Raw genomic sequence first — 17,052 nt, 5'->3', positions numbered from 1 at the left:
AAAAATAATTTTCGCTTTAGTACAAAGGCCTCTATCAATATGTCGATTACCGTTTTTATTGCCGTGCTATTTGCCGCTGTCTTCCATGCATGTTGGAATGCATTAGTCAAAGTAGGCAGTGATCGATTTCTTGGGATCTCGTTACTTACTTTTTTTTCAGGTATTGTGACAATCCCTGCTCTATTTTGGGTTGGACTACCCGATATAGGAGCATGGAAATGGCTTATTCTTTCCGTCCTATTTCATATTGGCTACACTCTTTCTTTAAGCCGATGTTATACCTTGGCAGACTTTAATCAGGTCTATCCGATTTCTCGCGGTAGTGCGCCATTAATGACTGCTGTCCTTGGCTTTTTTCTTTTTCATGAAACACTTCCTGTTAATGGCTTGATCGGCATTTTATTGATTATTTTGGGTATTATCCTTATTTCACGTAGCCGAAAAATAGCGACGTTTAATTTACGTAAAGATGCACTCTTTTTTGCGCTTCTTACCGCATTATTTACCGCAAGTTATACCCTATCTGATGGTAATGGCTCCCGAGTAGGAGAAACACCTTTTGCTTATATTTTATGGCTCTTCTTTTTAAATGGTATCGTAATGTATTTGCTGGCATGGCTCCGTTATCGCCAGCACTTAAAAGCCAAAATAAAAGATTATTGGAAGCCCGCATTTTTAGGCGGTGTCATGCAATTAATCAGTTATGGCATAGTGATATGGGCGATGAGTCATGCTTCTATTGTGCTGGTAGCGGCATTAAGAGAAACCAGCGTACTATTTGCTATGGTCTTATCTGTTTATTTGCTAAAAGAACAATTTAACCGCAAACAATTATTAGCGTGTTTAGTCATTTTAGCGGGTATTGTCGCCATCAAGATGGGATAATCTTGCGCCATATTCAAATAAAAAGGCCCGATGATAAATACTATCATCAGGCCTTTTTGAAAGAGGGAGTAAAAATTATTTCGTTAAATCATCAAAGAATTTTTTCACACCATCAAGGAAGCTTTTAGAGCGCGGTGTATTTTTCTCACCACTTTTACCACCAAATGATTCACCAAGTTGTTCCATTAACTCTTTTTGTTTCTCATTGAGTTTAACTGGTGTTTCAACAACAACACGGCACATCAAATCACCGATAGTGCTACTACGTACAGACTTGACGCCTTTACCTTTCATACGGAACATTTTGCCCGTTTGAGTTTCTGCTGGGATTTTAAGTTTTACACGGCCATCCAGTGTAGGAACTTCAATTTCGCCCCCCAAAGCAGCAATCGCAAAGTTAATCGGAACTTCACAATAAAGGTTATTACCATCACGCTCAAATATATGATGTTGACGAACATGAACCTGCACATATAAATCACCTGCTGGTGCACCATTCTCGCCGGCTTCACCTTCACCACTTAAGCGGATCCGATCACCCGTATCAACGCCAGCTGGGATTTTAACAGACAGTGTTTTATAACGCTCAACACGACCATCACCATGACATTTAGAGCAAGGCTCTTTAATCACTTTACCGCGACCATGACACGTTGGACATGCTTGTTGTACAGTGAAGAAACCTTGACGTAAATGAACCTGACCCGCACCATGACAGGTAGAGCATGTTTCTGCCGAAGTACCTTCTTTAGCACCACTACCGTGGCATTTATCACAAGTTTCTAATGTCGGTATACGAATTTCTTTGGTCACACCACGAACCGCTTCTTCAAGCGTTAATTCCATGTTGTATTGTAAGTCAGAACCTCGTGATGCGCGTTGTTGACGGCGACCACCACCAAAAATATCACCAAAGACATCACCGAAAATATCACCAAAGTCAGCGCCACCACCGAAACCGCCACCGCCTTGGCCACCAAATCCGCCTTGCTCAAAAGCAGCATGACCATATTGATCGTAAGCTGCACGCTTTTGTGCATCACTTAAAATTTCGTAGGCTTCTTTAATTTCTTTAAATTTTGATTCTGACTCTTTATCACCCTGATTACGGTCTGGATGATATTTCATTGCTAAACGCTTATATGCACGCTTAATTTCTTTTTCATCGGCGTTTTTGCTTAAACCGAGAACTTCGTAAAAATCTCTTTTTGCCATTCTAGATTACCCTTGACATAAGCACACGGGCGTAGAGTTTCCTCGACGCCCGTGTTCGGTATCAGTAACTATTCACAGTGAGTTACCGTGGCCCGTTAAGGGCATTATTTCTTGTCTTTGCCGTCAACTTCTTCAAATTCTGCATCGACAACATCATCATCTTTCTTCGCACTTGCATCTGCGCCAGCAGCATTACCTGCAGCACCCGCTTGTGCTTGTTGTTGTGCGATTTCTAACAGTTTCTCAGAAGCTTCAACTAATGCTTTAATTTTTGCTTCAATAGTGTCTTTATCTTCGCCTTTAGAAGCAATTTCTAACTCACTTACCGCTTTTTCGATAGCTTCTTTATCGTTCGCCGGTAATTTATCACCAGCTTCTTCAATTTGTTTACGAGTACCGTGAACTAATTGGTCTGCTTGGTTACGAGTTTGCACTAATTCTTCAAATTTACGGTCTGATTCTGCGTTGGCTTCTGCATCACGTACCATTTTTTGGATTTCTTCTTCATTTAAACCAGAAGAAGCTTTAATTGTGATGTTTTGCTCACGACCACTGTTTTTATCTTTAGCTGATACATGCAAAATACCATCAGCATCGATATCAAAAGTAACTTCGATTTGTGGCATACCGCGTGGCGCAGCCTGAATACCATCTAAGTTAAATTGACCCAGTGATTTGTTATCACTAGCACGTTTACGTTCGCCTTGTAATACGTGAATAGTTACAGCAGATTGGTTATCTTCTGCGGTAGAGAACACTTGGCTATGTTTAGTTGGAATTGTGGTATTTTTTCCGATCAGGGAAGTCATTACACCACCCATTGTTTCGATACCTAAAGACAGTGGTGTTACGTCAAGTAACAGAACGTCTTTAACATCACCCGCTAATACACCGCCTTGAACAGCTGCACCCATTGCAACAGCTTCATCTGGGTTAACGTCTTTACGTGGTTCTTTACCAAAGAAATCAGCAACAGTTTTCTGAACCATTGGCATACGAGTTTGACCACCAACCAGAATAACGTCGTTAACTTCACTTACTTTCAGGCCAGCATCTTCTAATGCAACACGTACTGGTTCCATTGAACGCTTAACTAAATCTTCAACTAAAGATTCTAATTTTGCACGAGTTACTTTGATATTTAAGTGTTTAGGACCTGTTGCATCGGCAGTAACGTATGGCAAGTTAACATCTGTTTGTTGTGCTGAAGATAATTCAATTTTCGCTTTTTCAGCAGCTTCTTTCAGACGTTGCATTGCTAATGGATCGTTACGTAGATCAATGCCTTGTTCTTTTTTAAACTCATCAACTAAGTAGTTAATTAAACGGCTATCGAAGTCTTCACCACCTAAGTGAGTATCACCATTGGTTGACAGAACTTCATAGGTTTTTTCGCCATCTACTTCATCGATTTCGATGATAGAGATATCGAATGTACCACCACCTAAGTCATAAACTGCGATAGTACGGTTACCGACTTCACGATCTAAACCGTAAGCCAGAGCAGCCGCTGTTGGTTCGTTAATAATACGTTTAACTTCAAGACCTGCGATACGGCCCGCATCTTTAGTTGCTTGACGTTGCGCATCATTAAAGTAAGCAGGAACGGTAATCACAGCCTCAGTAACTGCTTCACCTAAATAGTCTTCTGCTGTTTTCTTCATTTTTTTCAGGACTTCAGCAGATACTTGTGGTGGAGCCATTTTATCGTTACGAGCTTCAATCCAAGCATCACCATTATCAGCCTTAACAATTTTGTAAGGCATGATAGCAACGTCACGTTGAACTTCTTCATCTTCAAAACGACGGCCAATTAAACGTTTGATGGCAAATAAAGTATTTTGTGGGTTAGTCACAGCCTGACGTTTTGCTGGCTGACCAACTAAGATTTCACCATCTTGTGCATATGCAACGATTGAAGGAGTAGTACGATCGCCCTCACTGTTTTCAATAACCCGGGCAGTTTTGCCATCCATTACAGCAACACAAGAGTTAGTTGTACCCAGGTCAATACCAATAATTTTACCCATTTAAACGCCTCCAAAGAGAATTCTTTATCAATTTGACTACCAATCTATATGAGGATGAATATTCATTTTTCAAGTCAAAAATTAATAGACTTAACAACATCATCTCAAAGCGGATATAAAATCAACGCAACTCAATAGTGGTAATTGCAGTTGAAAAGAAGATGGGGTCATAAATACATTCATCAAGGGGAATCATAAAAAAAAATGCAAAAAATGCGAAAAAATTGATCCAGCCAAGTCCAGATAAATTAAAAATCATTATTTATCAACATATTACACCAAGCGCCAATAACATCACGGTGAATTAACATACAAACTTTAAGACTTAACTTAAAATGCGAGTATAACAAGTTGAAAATAAAGGTTTTTTAATAAATCACAAAGAAAAAAAGAGATTAAATAGAATGAGGTTATTTTTGTACTACTTGAATACAGTATGAATTCCAAGCATTCATACAAACAAACAGTTTAAATAACCTCTTAAATTATTTATGCAGAGGTAGAACGACGGGCTGATTTTGGTCTAAATGCTTTCACAATATCTTCATTTGTTTCAACGTAAGGGCCATCTAACAACTGGATACAATAAGGTACACTCGCAAAAATACCACTAACAATCACTTTGCCTTCGCTATCTTTTAACCCTTCTAACGTTTCTGCAATCGCTTTGGGCTGTCCGGGTAAGTTTAAAATTAATGCTTGGTTACGAATAACACCAACTTGTCGGGATAAAATTGCAGTGGGTACAAATTTCAGGCTAATTTGGCGCATTTGTTCACCAAAACCAGGCATTTCTCTATCTGCAATGGCCAATGTTGCATCTGGAGTAACATCACGGCGTGCAGGCCCTGTTCCTCCCGTTGTTAGCACTAAATGGCAACCTGATTCATCAACAAGTTCACAAAGTGTTTGCTCAATCATCAATTGTTCATCTGGGATCAAACGAGATTCGATATGAAAAGGCGTTGTTAACGCAGTTTTTAGCCAAGCCTCTAAAGCGGGTAAGCCTTTATCTTCATAAACCCCACTTGATGCGCGATCAGAAACAGAAACTAACCCTATGCGTAATTCATTCATATCAACCTCAATTAATCAATGACCATCTAACTTGCGCGCAGATATTACCATGAGAACACAAGAGAATTAAAAATAATCTCATTATATTAATGATGTTTAATATTTGATTATTGAGAACGGATAATAAAAATTGATAACTCTCTATTTTTATTTATCGTTAACTAAAATAGAAAAAGGGAGCGTAAGCTCCCCCTCTTTAATCCTAAATAATATTAATTAATATTATTCATCAATATATTTAGCTATATAAGACGCTGCTAAACTTTTAGCTTCTGCTAATTGTGCTGCATTTAATGCACGAGCAGTACGTTTTAGCATTGCTTCATCACCATCACCATTTTCAACAGCAACAGTAAACCATGCATAGGCTTCTTTCAGATCACGTTTAACGCCTTTACCGTAGTAATAGTTTAACGCAAGATTGTTTTGTGCAAGACCATTACCTTGAATCGCTGATTTTCTGTACCATTCAACGGCTTTACGTGCATCTTTAGCCACACCATCACCTTCATCGTACATCACACCTAAGTTATTTTGTGCGTCACGATTACCTTGGTTTGCAGCCTTCGTATACCAGAAAACAGCTTTAGCACCGTTACGCTCTACACCTTCACCGTCATCATAAGAGACAGCAAGATTATATTGTGCATCAGAGTGGCCTTGTTCTGCTGCTTTTGTATACCAGACAACTGCTTTTTCATGATCTTGTGCTACACCAATACCTTCATCATAAGAGATACCGAGATTGTATTGCGCATCACTATCACCTTGCTCACCAGCTTTAGTATACCAATACACGGCTTTCTCATGATCTTGCTTTACACCATCACCATCGTCATAAGAAACAGCAAGGTTGTATTGTGCTAAAGAAACGCCTTGAACCGCAGCTTTGTTATACCAATAAACTGCTTTTTCTGCATCGCGATCAATATCATCGCTCATGTCATACATAAGTGCTAAGTTTAACTGCGCTTCAGCATGACCTTGCTCTGCAGCTTTGGTATACCATTCCAGCGCTTTTTGCGCATCTTGTTCGACACCTTCGCCATTCTCATATTTTACGCCCAATTGATATTGAGACGCTGAATTTCCACCTTCAGCACTTTTTTCAATTGCAGGTAAAGAGAAAGCGGTTTTGCTCTCTGCCATTGCAGCGCCACCGAAAAATAACGATGCAAGTACCGTTGCCAAGACAATCTTTTTCATAATTCACCAATAATAAATAGAGTATTCTAATAATATATTTTTATAATTATTACTGGATAAATAATATATTCCAATCAATTTAATCTTAAAATTTTCTTAAATGTTATTTTGAGAAGAAAAAAATGAAAATACCCACCTGTAAAAGATGGGTATTTAAGATTTTTATAAGAATTTAACGACGAATTATAATAAATCCGCAATCATTTTCTCTAATTTTTCCTGATCGACAGCAAATTTACGAATACCGTCAGATAATTTATCTACTGCCATTGGGTCTGCATTATGCTCCCAATAGAATTGTGCTTCAGTGATAGCTTCTGGACGTGCTTTCACTTCACCTTTATAAGATAACTTATGTTCAACTTCACCTTCAGCTTCTGATAATTCTTTTAACAGAGCTGGTGCGATAGTTAAGCGGTCACAACCGGCTAATTCTAAAATCTCACCCATATTACGGAAGCTTGCGCCCATAACAACAGTGTTATAACCATGTTGTTTGTAATAGTTGTAGATTTCAGTCACAGAAATAACACCTGGATCTTCAGCAGGTGCAAATTCTTTTTTATCTGTATTGGCTTTATACCAATCCATGATACGACCAACAAATGGAGAAATCAGGTAAACACCCGCTTCAGCACATGCACGAGCTTGAGCAAAAGAGAACAGTAAAGTCAGGTTACAGTTGATACCTTCTTTTTCTAATTGCTCTGCGGCACGAATACCCTGCCAAGTAGATGCCAATTTGATAAGAATACGGTCGTTACTAATACCTGCATCGTTATAAAGCTTCATTAAGTGGCGTGCTTTTTCGATACATGCTTGAGTATCATAAGACAGACGAGCATCCACTTCTGTTGAAATGCGGCCTGGGATCAGTTTTAAAATTTCTAAACCAATATTTACTGCCAGCTTGTCACAAGCATCAACGATTTGTTGTTCACGAGAATCGCTTTGTGAGCGTGCCCATTCAATCGCTTCATCAATTAATTTACGATATTCAGGAATTTGAGCTGCATTTAAAATTAAAGATGGGTTGGTAGTTGCGTCTTGAGGCTGATACAGTTTCATTGCTGCAATGTCGCCAGTGTCAGCAACAACTGTTGTCAGTTTACGCAAAGAAGTCAATTTGTTGGTCATTTTGTTTATCTCATCTACTAGGTAAATCTGTTTGCAGTCACCTGCGGATATCTATTGATAATAACATGGACTGCTCACACTACAAGACGCTTAGATTCATACAAAGCAATTATTTGAATGCCAAACGTTTTCGCGAAACAAAAGCGGAAAAAAACAGAAGAAGATCGCAGGCTGAATCGTTTTAATTGTCGATTTTTACCCCAAATAAGAGAAACCATTGTTTTTTCCTATTACTATAATTTAGCCTATTATCGAAAGAATTTGTTATATTTGATGAACATTAAAATAGCCAATTGAGGGAATTATGCTAATTACTATTTCACCAGCTAAAACACTGGACTTCGAATCGCCTTTAGCAACAACGCATTTCACCCAACCTGAATTGCTAAAATATTCCCAACAACTTATCGAAGAGTGTCGAAAGTTATCTTCAAGTGATATTGCAAGCTTAATGAAGATAAGCGATAAACTCGCAGGATTAAATGCTGCTCGTTTTGGTGAGTGGCAACCTAATTTCACACCAGAAAATGCGCGCCAAGCTATTTTGGCATTTAAAGGTGATGTTTATACAGGCATGCAAGCTGAACTCTTTTCTGAAGATGATTTTCAATTTGCTCAACAACATTTACGCATGCTTTCAGGTTTATATGGTGTATTACGCCCTCTGGATTTAATGCAACCTTATCGTCTTGAAATGGGAATAAAGCTAAAAAATAACAAGGGCAGTGATTTATACCAATTTTGGGGAAACACCATTACAGAAGCATTAAATAAAGCGATTGAAGCACAAGGTGATAACGTTTTAGTTAATTTAGCCTCTGATGAATATTTTAAATCCGTTAACCCGAAAAAACTCCAAGCTGAAATTATTAAACCTGTTTTTCTAGATGAGAAGAATGGGAAATACAAAGTCATTAGCTTTTACGCTAAAAAGGCGCGCGGATTAATGAGCCGTTTTATTATTCAAGAAAAACTCACTGACAAAACACAACTTAAAGAATTTGATTTAGAGGGTTATCAATTTAACGCTGCTGAATCTGAAGGTAATACCTTAGTATTTAAACGTGCTGAATCACTGGTCAAATAAAAATATTGATCACGCATTATCTTACAAATAAAAACAGCACTAACATAAGTGCTGTTTTTTTATATTGAAGATCACAAATGTTTTGTCACTAATGGTAAAGGTGACCATATAGGTGATGGAATAAATTCACTACCTTGCATTATTGCCAATTGTTGCTCGTTAAATTGAGCCATTTCTTGAATAATTAAAGCAAGAGATGGTATAGAAAGCGTGCTTTGCTTTTCAATAACAGTAACTGAAGAATTAATCTCATCTTCTTTTACCCTTAAGGTTAAAGTAAATTGGTTATCTTGTGTTTTATACTGCCTTTCATCACCAATTTGAGAATAAATTAACCTATCATGCTCAGATAACCCAGAAATAAAAATATGGCTGTTTTTACCTTCATCATAAACAATAACTTCACCACAGCGTTTTTTTACAATATAAACATTACTGCCAGTTCCCCCACTTAAATAATCAAGGCCTGATCCCGAGATCAAAAGGTCATTTCCACTCCCTGCATTTAGGCTATCATTACCCTCTCCAGCAATTAAAATATGATGCCCATGATTAACCACAATACTATCGTCTCCTGCACCAGCATCTATCACAGAGCTATTTTTATTGTGATTAACAACAATATCATCCCCATCCATAAGGTAGAGAACTGACAATAGATCGGTTGCTTGGTTTTGTTGCTCTTGCAAGGAGGTAGAGATCGATATTAATTCAGAGTGAAAAGGATAAAGGGAATATGCAAGCAATGCCTCTTTATTTAAGCTCAGTGAGCCAGGGATCATAAGTACATCATCTTCTGAGCTGAGAGCTAAATTTAAATCATCGGTAGGTATAAGCAATTGTTGCTTATTCTCTTGTGTGGGAAGAGTAAAGACGACATTGTCTTTATCAATTAGGCGAATTTTCATACCAGAGTCAACAATAGATTGAAGATGTGATAATTCAAATACAAGTTTCAGGTGAGCATTCGGATGATAGCGGTGAGATAAAACACCATTATGAAACTTTAAATCAAACCCACTGATATCAGATAAAATAAAATTACTAATACAATCAGGAGTTAATTTATTTGAATTGTTAGAAAGAGAGACAGTGATTGTTTCATGTTTATTTTGCGCTAAAAATGTTTTGACTTGATAGCTATCATGACCTGAACTGAGTTTAATTAACGAATTAGGAGTAATACCAAGATAATAATTATCACAATCATTGCCATCAATAGTAAATCGTATGTTCTCATCGACAGAAAATCCACTGTAATGTAATTGGGGTAATAAGTTAATTATTATCATTTCATTAGGATATGAAATACTTAAAGAGTGATTATTATTATCTATATGAAAATGCTGAACATTCTTATTGTTACTACTGTATTGTTGTAAATAACTAAACTGATAAAATATATTATCTTTACTACTTGTACATTCTTTAGCTGTTAGCATAAATCCGTCATTCATAACTAAAGTATATCGATGAGATAATGCTTGTCCTTCTTTATCTTTATAAACATTTTTTAATTTTATTGAATGATAAATTAAATCATTATTTTTATTTCCATCATTCACTTTCATATCAAATAAAATATCTTTTCCATAACGACGGATCGCAGAAATCTCATCAAAACGATAATTCAATTTTACAATACTGGCATTATCTTGAGAATCTTCATTAATAATTGTTTCAAACTGAATATTATAACTTTGTTCTAACGATGCTCTTAAAATAATATAACTATCATTCCCTTCACCACCTTCAGCATATCCTTCCTGTAATACTAAAGTATCATTTCCCCCTAATCCATATAATAAATCTGCCCCGCCACCACCATCTAAGTAATTATCCTCTTGATTGCCATAAATAATATCATTGCCTGTTTCACTCCCTATAACATTTTCAATACTGTCTAAATAAGCAATGACACTTTGATTTTGTAATACGATATTAGGCATAGAATCAATCAATTGCCTCGAGTAAAAGCCATCCTTATCTTGATAAAGAAAAAGTTTCGAGTGGAAATTTTGGCTATTTGTTTCTTCTTCTGACCCTTTGAACTTAACGTAATTATCTAATAAATTAACTTCATAACCCGTATATTTATTTTTTGTCTTAATAATACGGAGTGTGTCACATCCTCCACGCCCATAAAAACGACTAGCATAAAGAGGTGATTTCGAAGTAAATAAATTAAATGTATCATCTTTATTTCCTCCACTTATCCTTTTAGTTCCATTATAAATATCAAAGGTGTTTTTAGTATTTGAAGGAGCGACAATAATATCATCACCGTTATGAGTATTAAAATAAAAAACCTCATTTTCATTACAACCCAAATTATAATATCTTTCATATTTATTAGCTTTTATTAAATCATTAGTTACTTTTTTTTCACCAAATAGATGAATGCTATTTTCTCGTGTTGTTTTTATTCTTCTGAAAAAATCATCATCAACAACCTCAGAGAATATAGGTGAATTATCATCTGAAATAATATCTATAGAGTAACGTTTCAATTCATTAATATAAAAATCCATATCAAAAATAAGTATTTCATTTGTGGCTATAGCTTCTTTAGGTAGATAATACTTATATTCTGTTTTTTCCGAACGTAAATGATAAGAGAGTGCTGCTATTTTTTCTGCTTCTTTTTGACTCATATTTAACGATATTCGCTGAGCAACATACTCACCAAAAGGATTTAAAATTGAATCTAATTTCTTACCCATTAGGTTTGGCACTATCTTATAATAATAACATTCTTGATATATTTGTTTCTCATTAGTATAGAAATAACGAGCAAAATTAAATTGCTTTCTTATTTCTTCAAGATAATTAGCTGCATTTTTATCTATCAATGATTCTAATTGCATTTTGGTTTCCAAATAGATAATTTCATTTTTTTTATCTGGTATAAGATCCCCCATCAAAAATGCATAAAAGCCATTATTCAGCTCTTCTAGTGGTGTAAAATGTACTTTTGTTTTTGCTTCCTCAATAAGCCTTGCTGCTGTATAAATTGAAGTTGCTAAAGCAATAACGGCACCTGCAACAATACCTATAGGGCCAGCAATAGTTGAACCTGCAAGCATCGCAATAGAAACCCCCAAAGTTACCAATCCAGACACTACAGCCAAAGATCCATTAACAATATAATCAATACGTTGCTTTTCACTATTTTCATCTGAAATTCGACTAAAATTATCGTAAGCATTATAAATATCGAAGCCAATAGAAAGTATATTCAGCCCAACACCTATTTTTGTGCTTATTTTATTAATATATTCCAATGGATTATGCCGATATTTTAGCAATCCTTTAGCTAATGAAATTTCAATTACTTCAGACAAACCATTGTAGACCATTTCAGACCACATTATAGCAAGGTTATTAATGATCTCTTGGCGTTCTTTTGATGTCAACAATGGATTACTAAGTTGTTCAGCCAGCATAAACGTAGAATTAACTGACTGCCACATACTATAAGTAATATTAGCATAACCAATCTTACTTATTATTTTCATATGTCGTGGAATTATTGATGACAGTTTCCTTAATACATCCCAATCATTATTACTATATTCTTTATTTTCTAAATCAATAATTTTAGCTAATCTTTCATAAGCAACAATATAATCAATTCTATTAGTATCATTAGAAAGTAGATATTTAATTTTATCTTCTTTACTATTTAGTAAATAAGAAAATAGAGAAATTATCTGTTTGTCTTTTTCATTGCCAGAAATAGATAAAAAATAATCATTAAAATGATGAGGGTCGAAGGTGAGTTTTGACTCCCATTTATCTATTTTACTAAGATCAATTAAATCGATACTTTTTCCATTAATTATCGCTCCTACATTGACCAATAATTGCTTATCAAAAAAATATTCATTTATTTTTAATTTTTCTTTATTAATTAATGGTTGGTTATTCATCTCCAATATATTTAATTGATTAAAGTTACTTGCTTTTTCTAAAGCCTTAGAGGGCGATGATGAATTTAGTATCTCTTTATGATGGATCATTGTGATAATATTTTGAAGTGAACTTATTATCCTTTTATAGTTTCCAAAATTAGAGATGTTATCTAATAACACTCTGTATAAATTACCTTTTTTATTTCTATCAAAAAATGAATCAAGTAAATTTTTTGAAAACAAACTTAATTTATTTATCAATATTGGATTATCATAAATTGCATGAATCACCTCAATTGTTTTATTTGTTTTTTCAATTAATGTCAGCGATCCTTCTGATAAGGAAATCAATGATTGCCATTGTTGATATGTTATTCCCCCCATTAAATATTGATTAAATTTTTTATTAATCAGCGGATCATGTATCATTTGTGTTAACTTATTTTTTATTTTTATTTTACTTGAAACGTTAAAAAAAGCAGATAACTCATACTGATATTTTTCACATGCAGTATTTATGGAAATATCATTATTAATAAGCTTATCACTGAGCTCCTTTAATTTTTCCCTATGCTGTTTGATATTAACATTATCAATTTTATTGATGATAGAACCGAGTTGATAAAGATTAAGCCCATAATGATTAAGTTTAATGTAATTAAAGATATCTAATACTGTGATTTTATCTGAATAGTCATAAATAACAGTTTTAATATCTTTTTCATAGCCTAGTTTAAATTCTTTATTATCACGATAATTAGGATGTATTTTAGAAACAAATTGGTATAACCCTTCAGTTAATTTTTGATTTTCTTTTTTTATTTTTTCATTAAGTGAGATGGGTTCTATATTATTAGATTCTATCTCAGGAATGATGACATGAGATAGTAGAACATTTGCAAGTAAAGGTTTATCTATATGTTGTCGTTTGACTAAAGGTTTAACAATTACGTTATCCTTTGATAGAGATAACCTATTATCAATTATTTGATAAATAGGCATATTTAGTCGTTGAGCAATTCCTTCAATAAAAAAATCACCATATTGGTGACTTAACAATTTATCCTTTTTTGCAAAAACAATTGTTTTTTCATTAAAAAATTGATTTTCTAAAATAATATTATATAGTTTTTCGACTTCATCCTTTTGTCTAATTAATTCTTGATTAAAAAGACTTCTTTCACTATTTCCTGTTACTATTATTCTTATTCTATTTTTTAGACAATAATCCAAAAGATGACTTACTTCTGGCTTATCTTTTAGGTATGAGGTTAACTCTTCATTTTTAATACCATTATAGAAGTAATTTATAATATCTTCTTGATAATACATTTCTATATTATCAAGAATAATATTATCTATGATTTTATCAGTAAAGATAATATTTTCAGAAAATAAAAAATTTAAATTTTCTTTACTATCATCAAATAATAAATAACTACAATCTATTTTATTTTTATTTTGATTAAGTGATTTTTCTAAAAGAACACGAGGATCATCTTCATTAATAAAGAAATTATTTTGATAGTATCCATAATTTTTTTCACGGTAATTATTAAGAAAATAGTTTTCCAATTGAACCATTTCATGAATAATCATTTTATTGGTGAATTGCTGATTTATAAAAAAATCAAAATACAAATCTTGATAAGAGCTTAATTTATTACCTTTTTTTAAATCTATTTCATTTTCAATAAAGCCAATTAATTTACTTACATAATTATGATTTTTATATTCTAATAATTTTTTATAGTTATCTTTTAAATGTAATCTATTTTTTTCTTCTAATAGAAGAGTATTTTTTAATTCTGGAATATCAATTCCTTTAATTACTTCATCTATATATTGATAATTCTCTTTAAATTCAATAGTATAATCATATCCATAAACTCCCATACTTCTATTTTCATCTAGTGACAAATAAGGACTTTCAATAATATTATTGTAAATGAAATTACTAACACCTTTATTAACTTCATTAATTTCATTAACCATTAATTGATAAAATTTTGCAGCAACTAAACTATTTTTTTTAGATAAGGCGATTAACTTATCTTTCCCATAAATTAACTTATCATAAAATAACTTACTTTCTATTTTTTCCTTTACTTTATTTAATATATTAAAAAGAGATATACCTTTATTATTATAATTAAAATATTCTATTTTGTTAATAAGAGATAAACTTGCTGACAACTTATCAAAATATATATTTCCTTCTAAGATATCAATTAAAGAAACTATTTCATTTAATAAAGTAGATTTGCTTCCTTTTAATAAATAACTATTAATCTTAATCAGATCACGATAGTATACATCACTAAATTCAATATAATTTTTGTTTATTATTATTTTTTGAAAATTATCAAACTCAGTTTCTTGAATATTTATATCACCATTATCATTTTTATTTAAAGTAATTTTACTGGCTTTTTCATTCTTTACGATCTGAGAAAAATGATTTTTTATTAAATAAATCCCTTCATCAAAATTAGAATTCTTTACAACAACTTCTATTATTTTATTGTTTCTTTTTAGCTCAACTATAAGATCACGATGTTCATTATAATGAAGAACACGCCCTGTAATATTTTCGTCAAAGGGTAATGCAAAACCTATTTTCTTTATATTCTCAGCAAGACCTTTATTTATCTCTACATCATTATAATCCCATACATTTCGGTAATTTGATTCTTTATTATTTATATACTCATCAAAAATAATATATTTTTCATTATCAATATCATGTGAGCCATAAAAATCCATTTTACTCGCTAAAATTTTATTTATAGATCCAACACTAGAATATTCTAATAATTCACTATTAGAATCAAACAAGGAAAATTTATAATAATTTTCAGAGTATTTTTTATATGAAATAGCAATAGCATGATCTTTAAATCCAATAATAGCATAATAATTATCATTATTTTTTATGATGTACTCTAAGTATTCATTAATTTTGTTTTTATCATATGCTATTTTTCTTATATGTGATCTTTTTAATCCTCGTTGTTCTAAAATTTTACTATATTCACTTGATTTTATTGAATCAAATACAAAATATTGTGCTTTTTCACTTAACCTTTCCATTTGGAAATGCTGAGAAAATATGATACTTTTTATTTCTTTAATTAGATTTAATATTTCATATTCCCGTATACTACTAAATAAAATTGAATCAAATTTATCGGCTATAATTTCTTGTTCATTTTGATAAGATCGTACATTCTCCTTTAGCCAGAATAAATATTTATTCCCTCCTTCTAAACCACCATTTATAACTTCGACTAAATAGTTCAAACTCAGCCCATAACATAACCCATTAAGATTTTGAATATGACTAAAATCATAATTAGTTTCTGTTGAGGTAATTAAATTAACTCGGCTCATTATTTTTTCTAATGGTTTTAATAGATCCGTATATTGTGAAAACTTTTTCATAACATTATGTTTTATTTTAGTAATAAACCAACCTGTACCGATTTTATAAAGTAAATGTTCTCCACTATCAGTTATTTGCTCATATTTAGATTTTGCAATTGTAAATGCTTCTTCTATATCAGAGACATATATATGCAGTATTTTCTCTATTTTGTTCAAGTTATCTCTAACAATAAAAATATTTTTATACGAATAACTCTCATTCAGTTCAATACTAATATCTTTATTGATACTTATTTTTTCTTTAATTTTAATATTATTGATTATCATATCAAGAATGTTTTTATTATTGATACTCCAATTTTCCGTATTATTAAAATGATCAGAATATTCTTTTTTATTATAAAATCGATAATATAAAAAGCTATCATCATTTTTAATACTTATAAGAGAATTATTTTTATTTATTAGACTATTTTTATCATAAAAAAACTCAGCACATCCATTAAAATCAATAATTTTAAAACTATTATTTTCATTATCTATTTGTATAAATAGCTTTTTACTTTCAAATTCCAAATAGTAATCACCAGAAACATTATGCTGCATTAATAATTCCAATCGTTCTTTTTTTATTTTATTAGATCCTCTTCCTGCTAATTTTGCACTATTAACAAATAGTTCCTCTATGCTTTTATTGATTTTTTTTCTAATTAAATCAAGCTGTTTTGTAAATTCATTTTTATGATAAAGTGAAAAACTATTCTCTATTTTTTCTAAAAACTCATTCGCAGCATACTCATTTTTAGAAATGAAAATAGATATATAACTTTCTGTTAATATTCTTTTTACAGATTGTACTTTAAAAAAAAGTTCTGAATTATTTTCTTTTATATGATTTTCAATTTTTGATACAATTTCATTTATATTATCTTTGAATAGCACTTTTTTGAATCCATTCATATTTAATTTCCTTACATTTAATTAGACTGCTTTCTGGAAATAAAATATATATATTAATTTTTATTTTTTTTAAATACTTACTTTCCTATTTTAGATAAAAAAATAGCTCAATAAAATATTGAGCTATTTAATTAAATATAAATCTAATTTTTTA

Annotated in this window: 8 protein-coding genes; 2 read left to right on the top strand and 6 right to left on the bottom strand. The window is 32.2% G+C overall.

What is annotated here, in order from left to right:
* Nucleotides 1-39 precede the first annotated feature (39 nt).
* Nucleotides 40-885: a DMT family transporter gene (locus GWI68_RS03855; RefSeq protein WP_166539441.1), complete on the top strand. Its 846-nt coding sequence runs from the start codon at nt 40-42 to the stop codon at nt 883-885.
* 75 nt (nt 886-960) lie between these two features.
* Here the strand turns inward: GWI68_RS03855 and dnaJ are convergent, their stop codons facing one another.
* The 5 genes from dnaJ to tal form a co-directional block, all read right to left on the bottom strand.
* The gene (dnaJ, locus tag GWI68_RS03850; protein ID WP_109408062.1) at nt 961-2,100 is read right to left on the bottom strand and encodes a molecular chaperone DnaJ; all 1,140 of its coding nucleotides are present in this window, start codon (nt 2,098-2,100) and stop codon (nt 961-963) included.
* Nucleotides 2,101-2,204: 104 nt separating this feature from the next.
* Nucleotides 2,205-4,130 (bottom strand): molecular chaperone DnaK, encoded by a 1,926-nt coding sequence (dnaK, locus tag GWI68_RS03845; RefSeq protein WP_166539440.1) that lies wholly within the window; start codon nt 4,128-4,130, stop codon nt 2,205-2,207.
* A gap of 489 nt (nt 4,131-4,619) precedes the next feature.
* Complete coding sequence (gene mog / locus GWI68_RS03840; protein WP_109408064.1) at nt 4,620-5,207, bottom strand: molybdopterin adenylyltransferase; 588 nt, start codon at nt 5,205-5,207, stop codon at nt 4,620-4,622.
* 222 nt (nt 5,208-5,429) lie between these two features.
* Nucleotides 5,430-6,413, bottom strand: coding sequence for an SEL1-like repeat protein (locus GWI68_RS03835; RefSeq protein WP_166539439.1), 984 nt, complete (start codon nt 6,411-6,413; stop codon nt 5,430-5,432).
* 183 nt (nt 6,414-6,596) lie between these two features.
* Nucleotides 6,597-7,550 (bottom strand): transaldolase, encoded by a 954-nt coding sequence (gene tal / locus GWI68_RS03830; protein WP_109371855.1) that lies wholly within the window; start codon nt 7,548-7,550, stop codon nt 6,597-6,599.
* Nucleotides 7,551-7,854: 304 nt separating this feature from the next.
* On the opposite strand from tal, the gene yaaA reads away from it, so the two are divergent.
* Nucleotides 7,855-8,637 (top strand): peroxide stress protein YaaA, encoded by a 783-nt coding sequence (yaaA, locus tag GWI68_RS03825; protein ID WP_166539438.1) that lies wholly within the window; start codon nt 7,855-7,857, stop codon nt 8,635-8,637.
* Nucleotides 8,638-8,708: 71 nt separating this feature from the next.
* On the opposite strand, the gene GWI68_RS03820 is transcribed toward yaaA, so the two are convergent.
* Nucleotides 8,709-16,898 carry an RTX toxin gene (locus GWI68_RS03820; protein WP_166539437.1) on the bottom strand — a complete coding sequence of 2,730 codons (8,190 nt, stop codon included), beginning with the start codon at nt 16,896-16,898 and terminating at the stop codon, nt 8,709-8,711.
* Between the last annotated feature and the right edge of the window lie 154 nt (nt 16,899-17,052).

The organism is Proteus sp. G2669 (assembly GCF_009915245.1).
GTDB lineage: Bacteria > Pseudomonadota > Gammaproteobacteria > Enterobacterales > Enterobacteriaceae > Proteus.
This window is presented reverse-complemented; position numbering and strand designations above follow the sequence as displayed.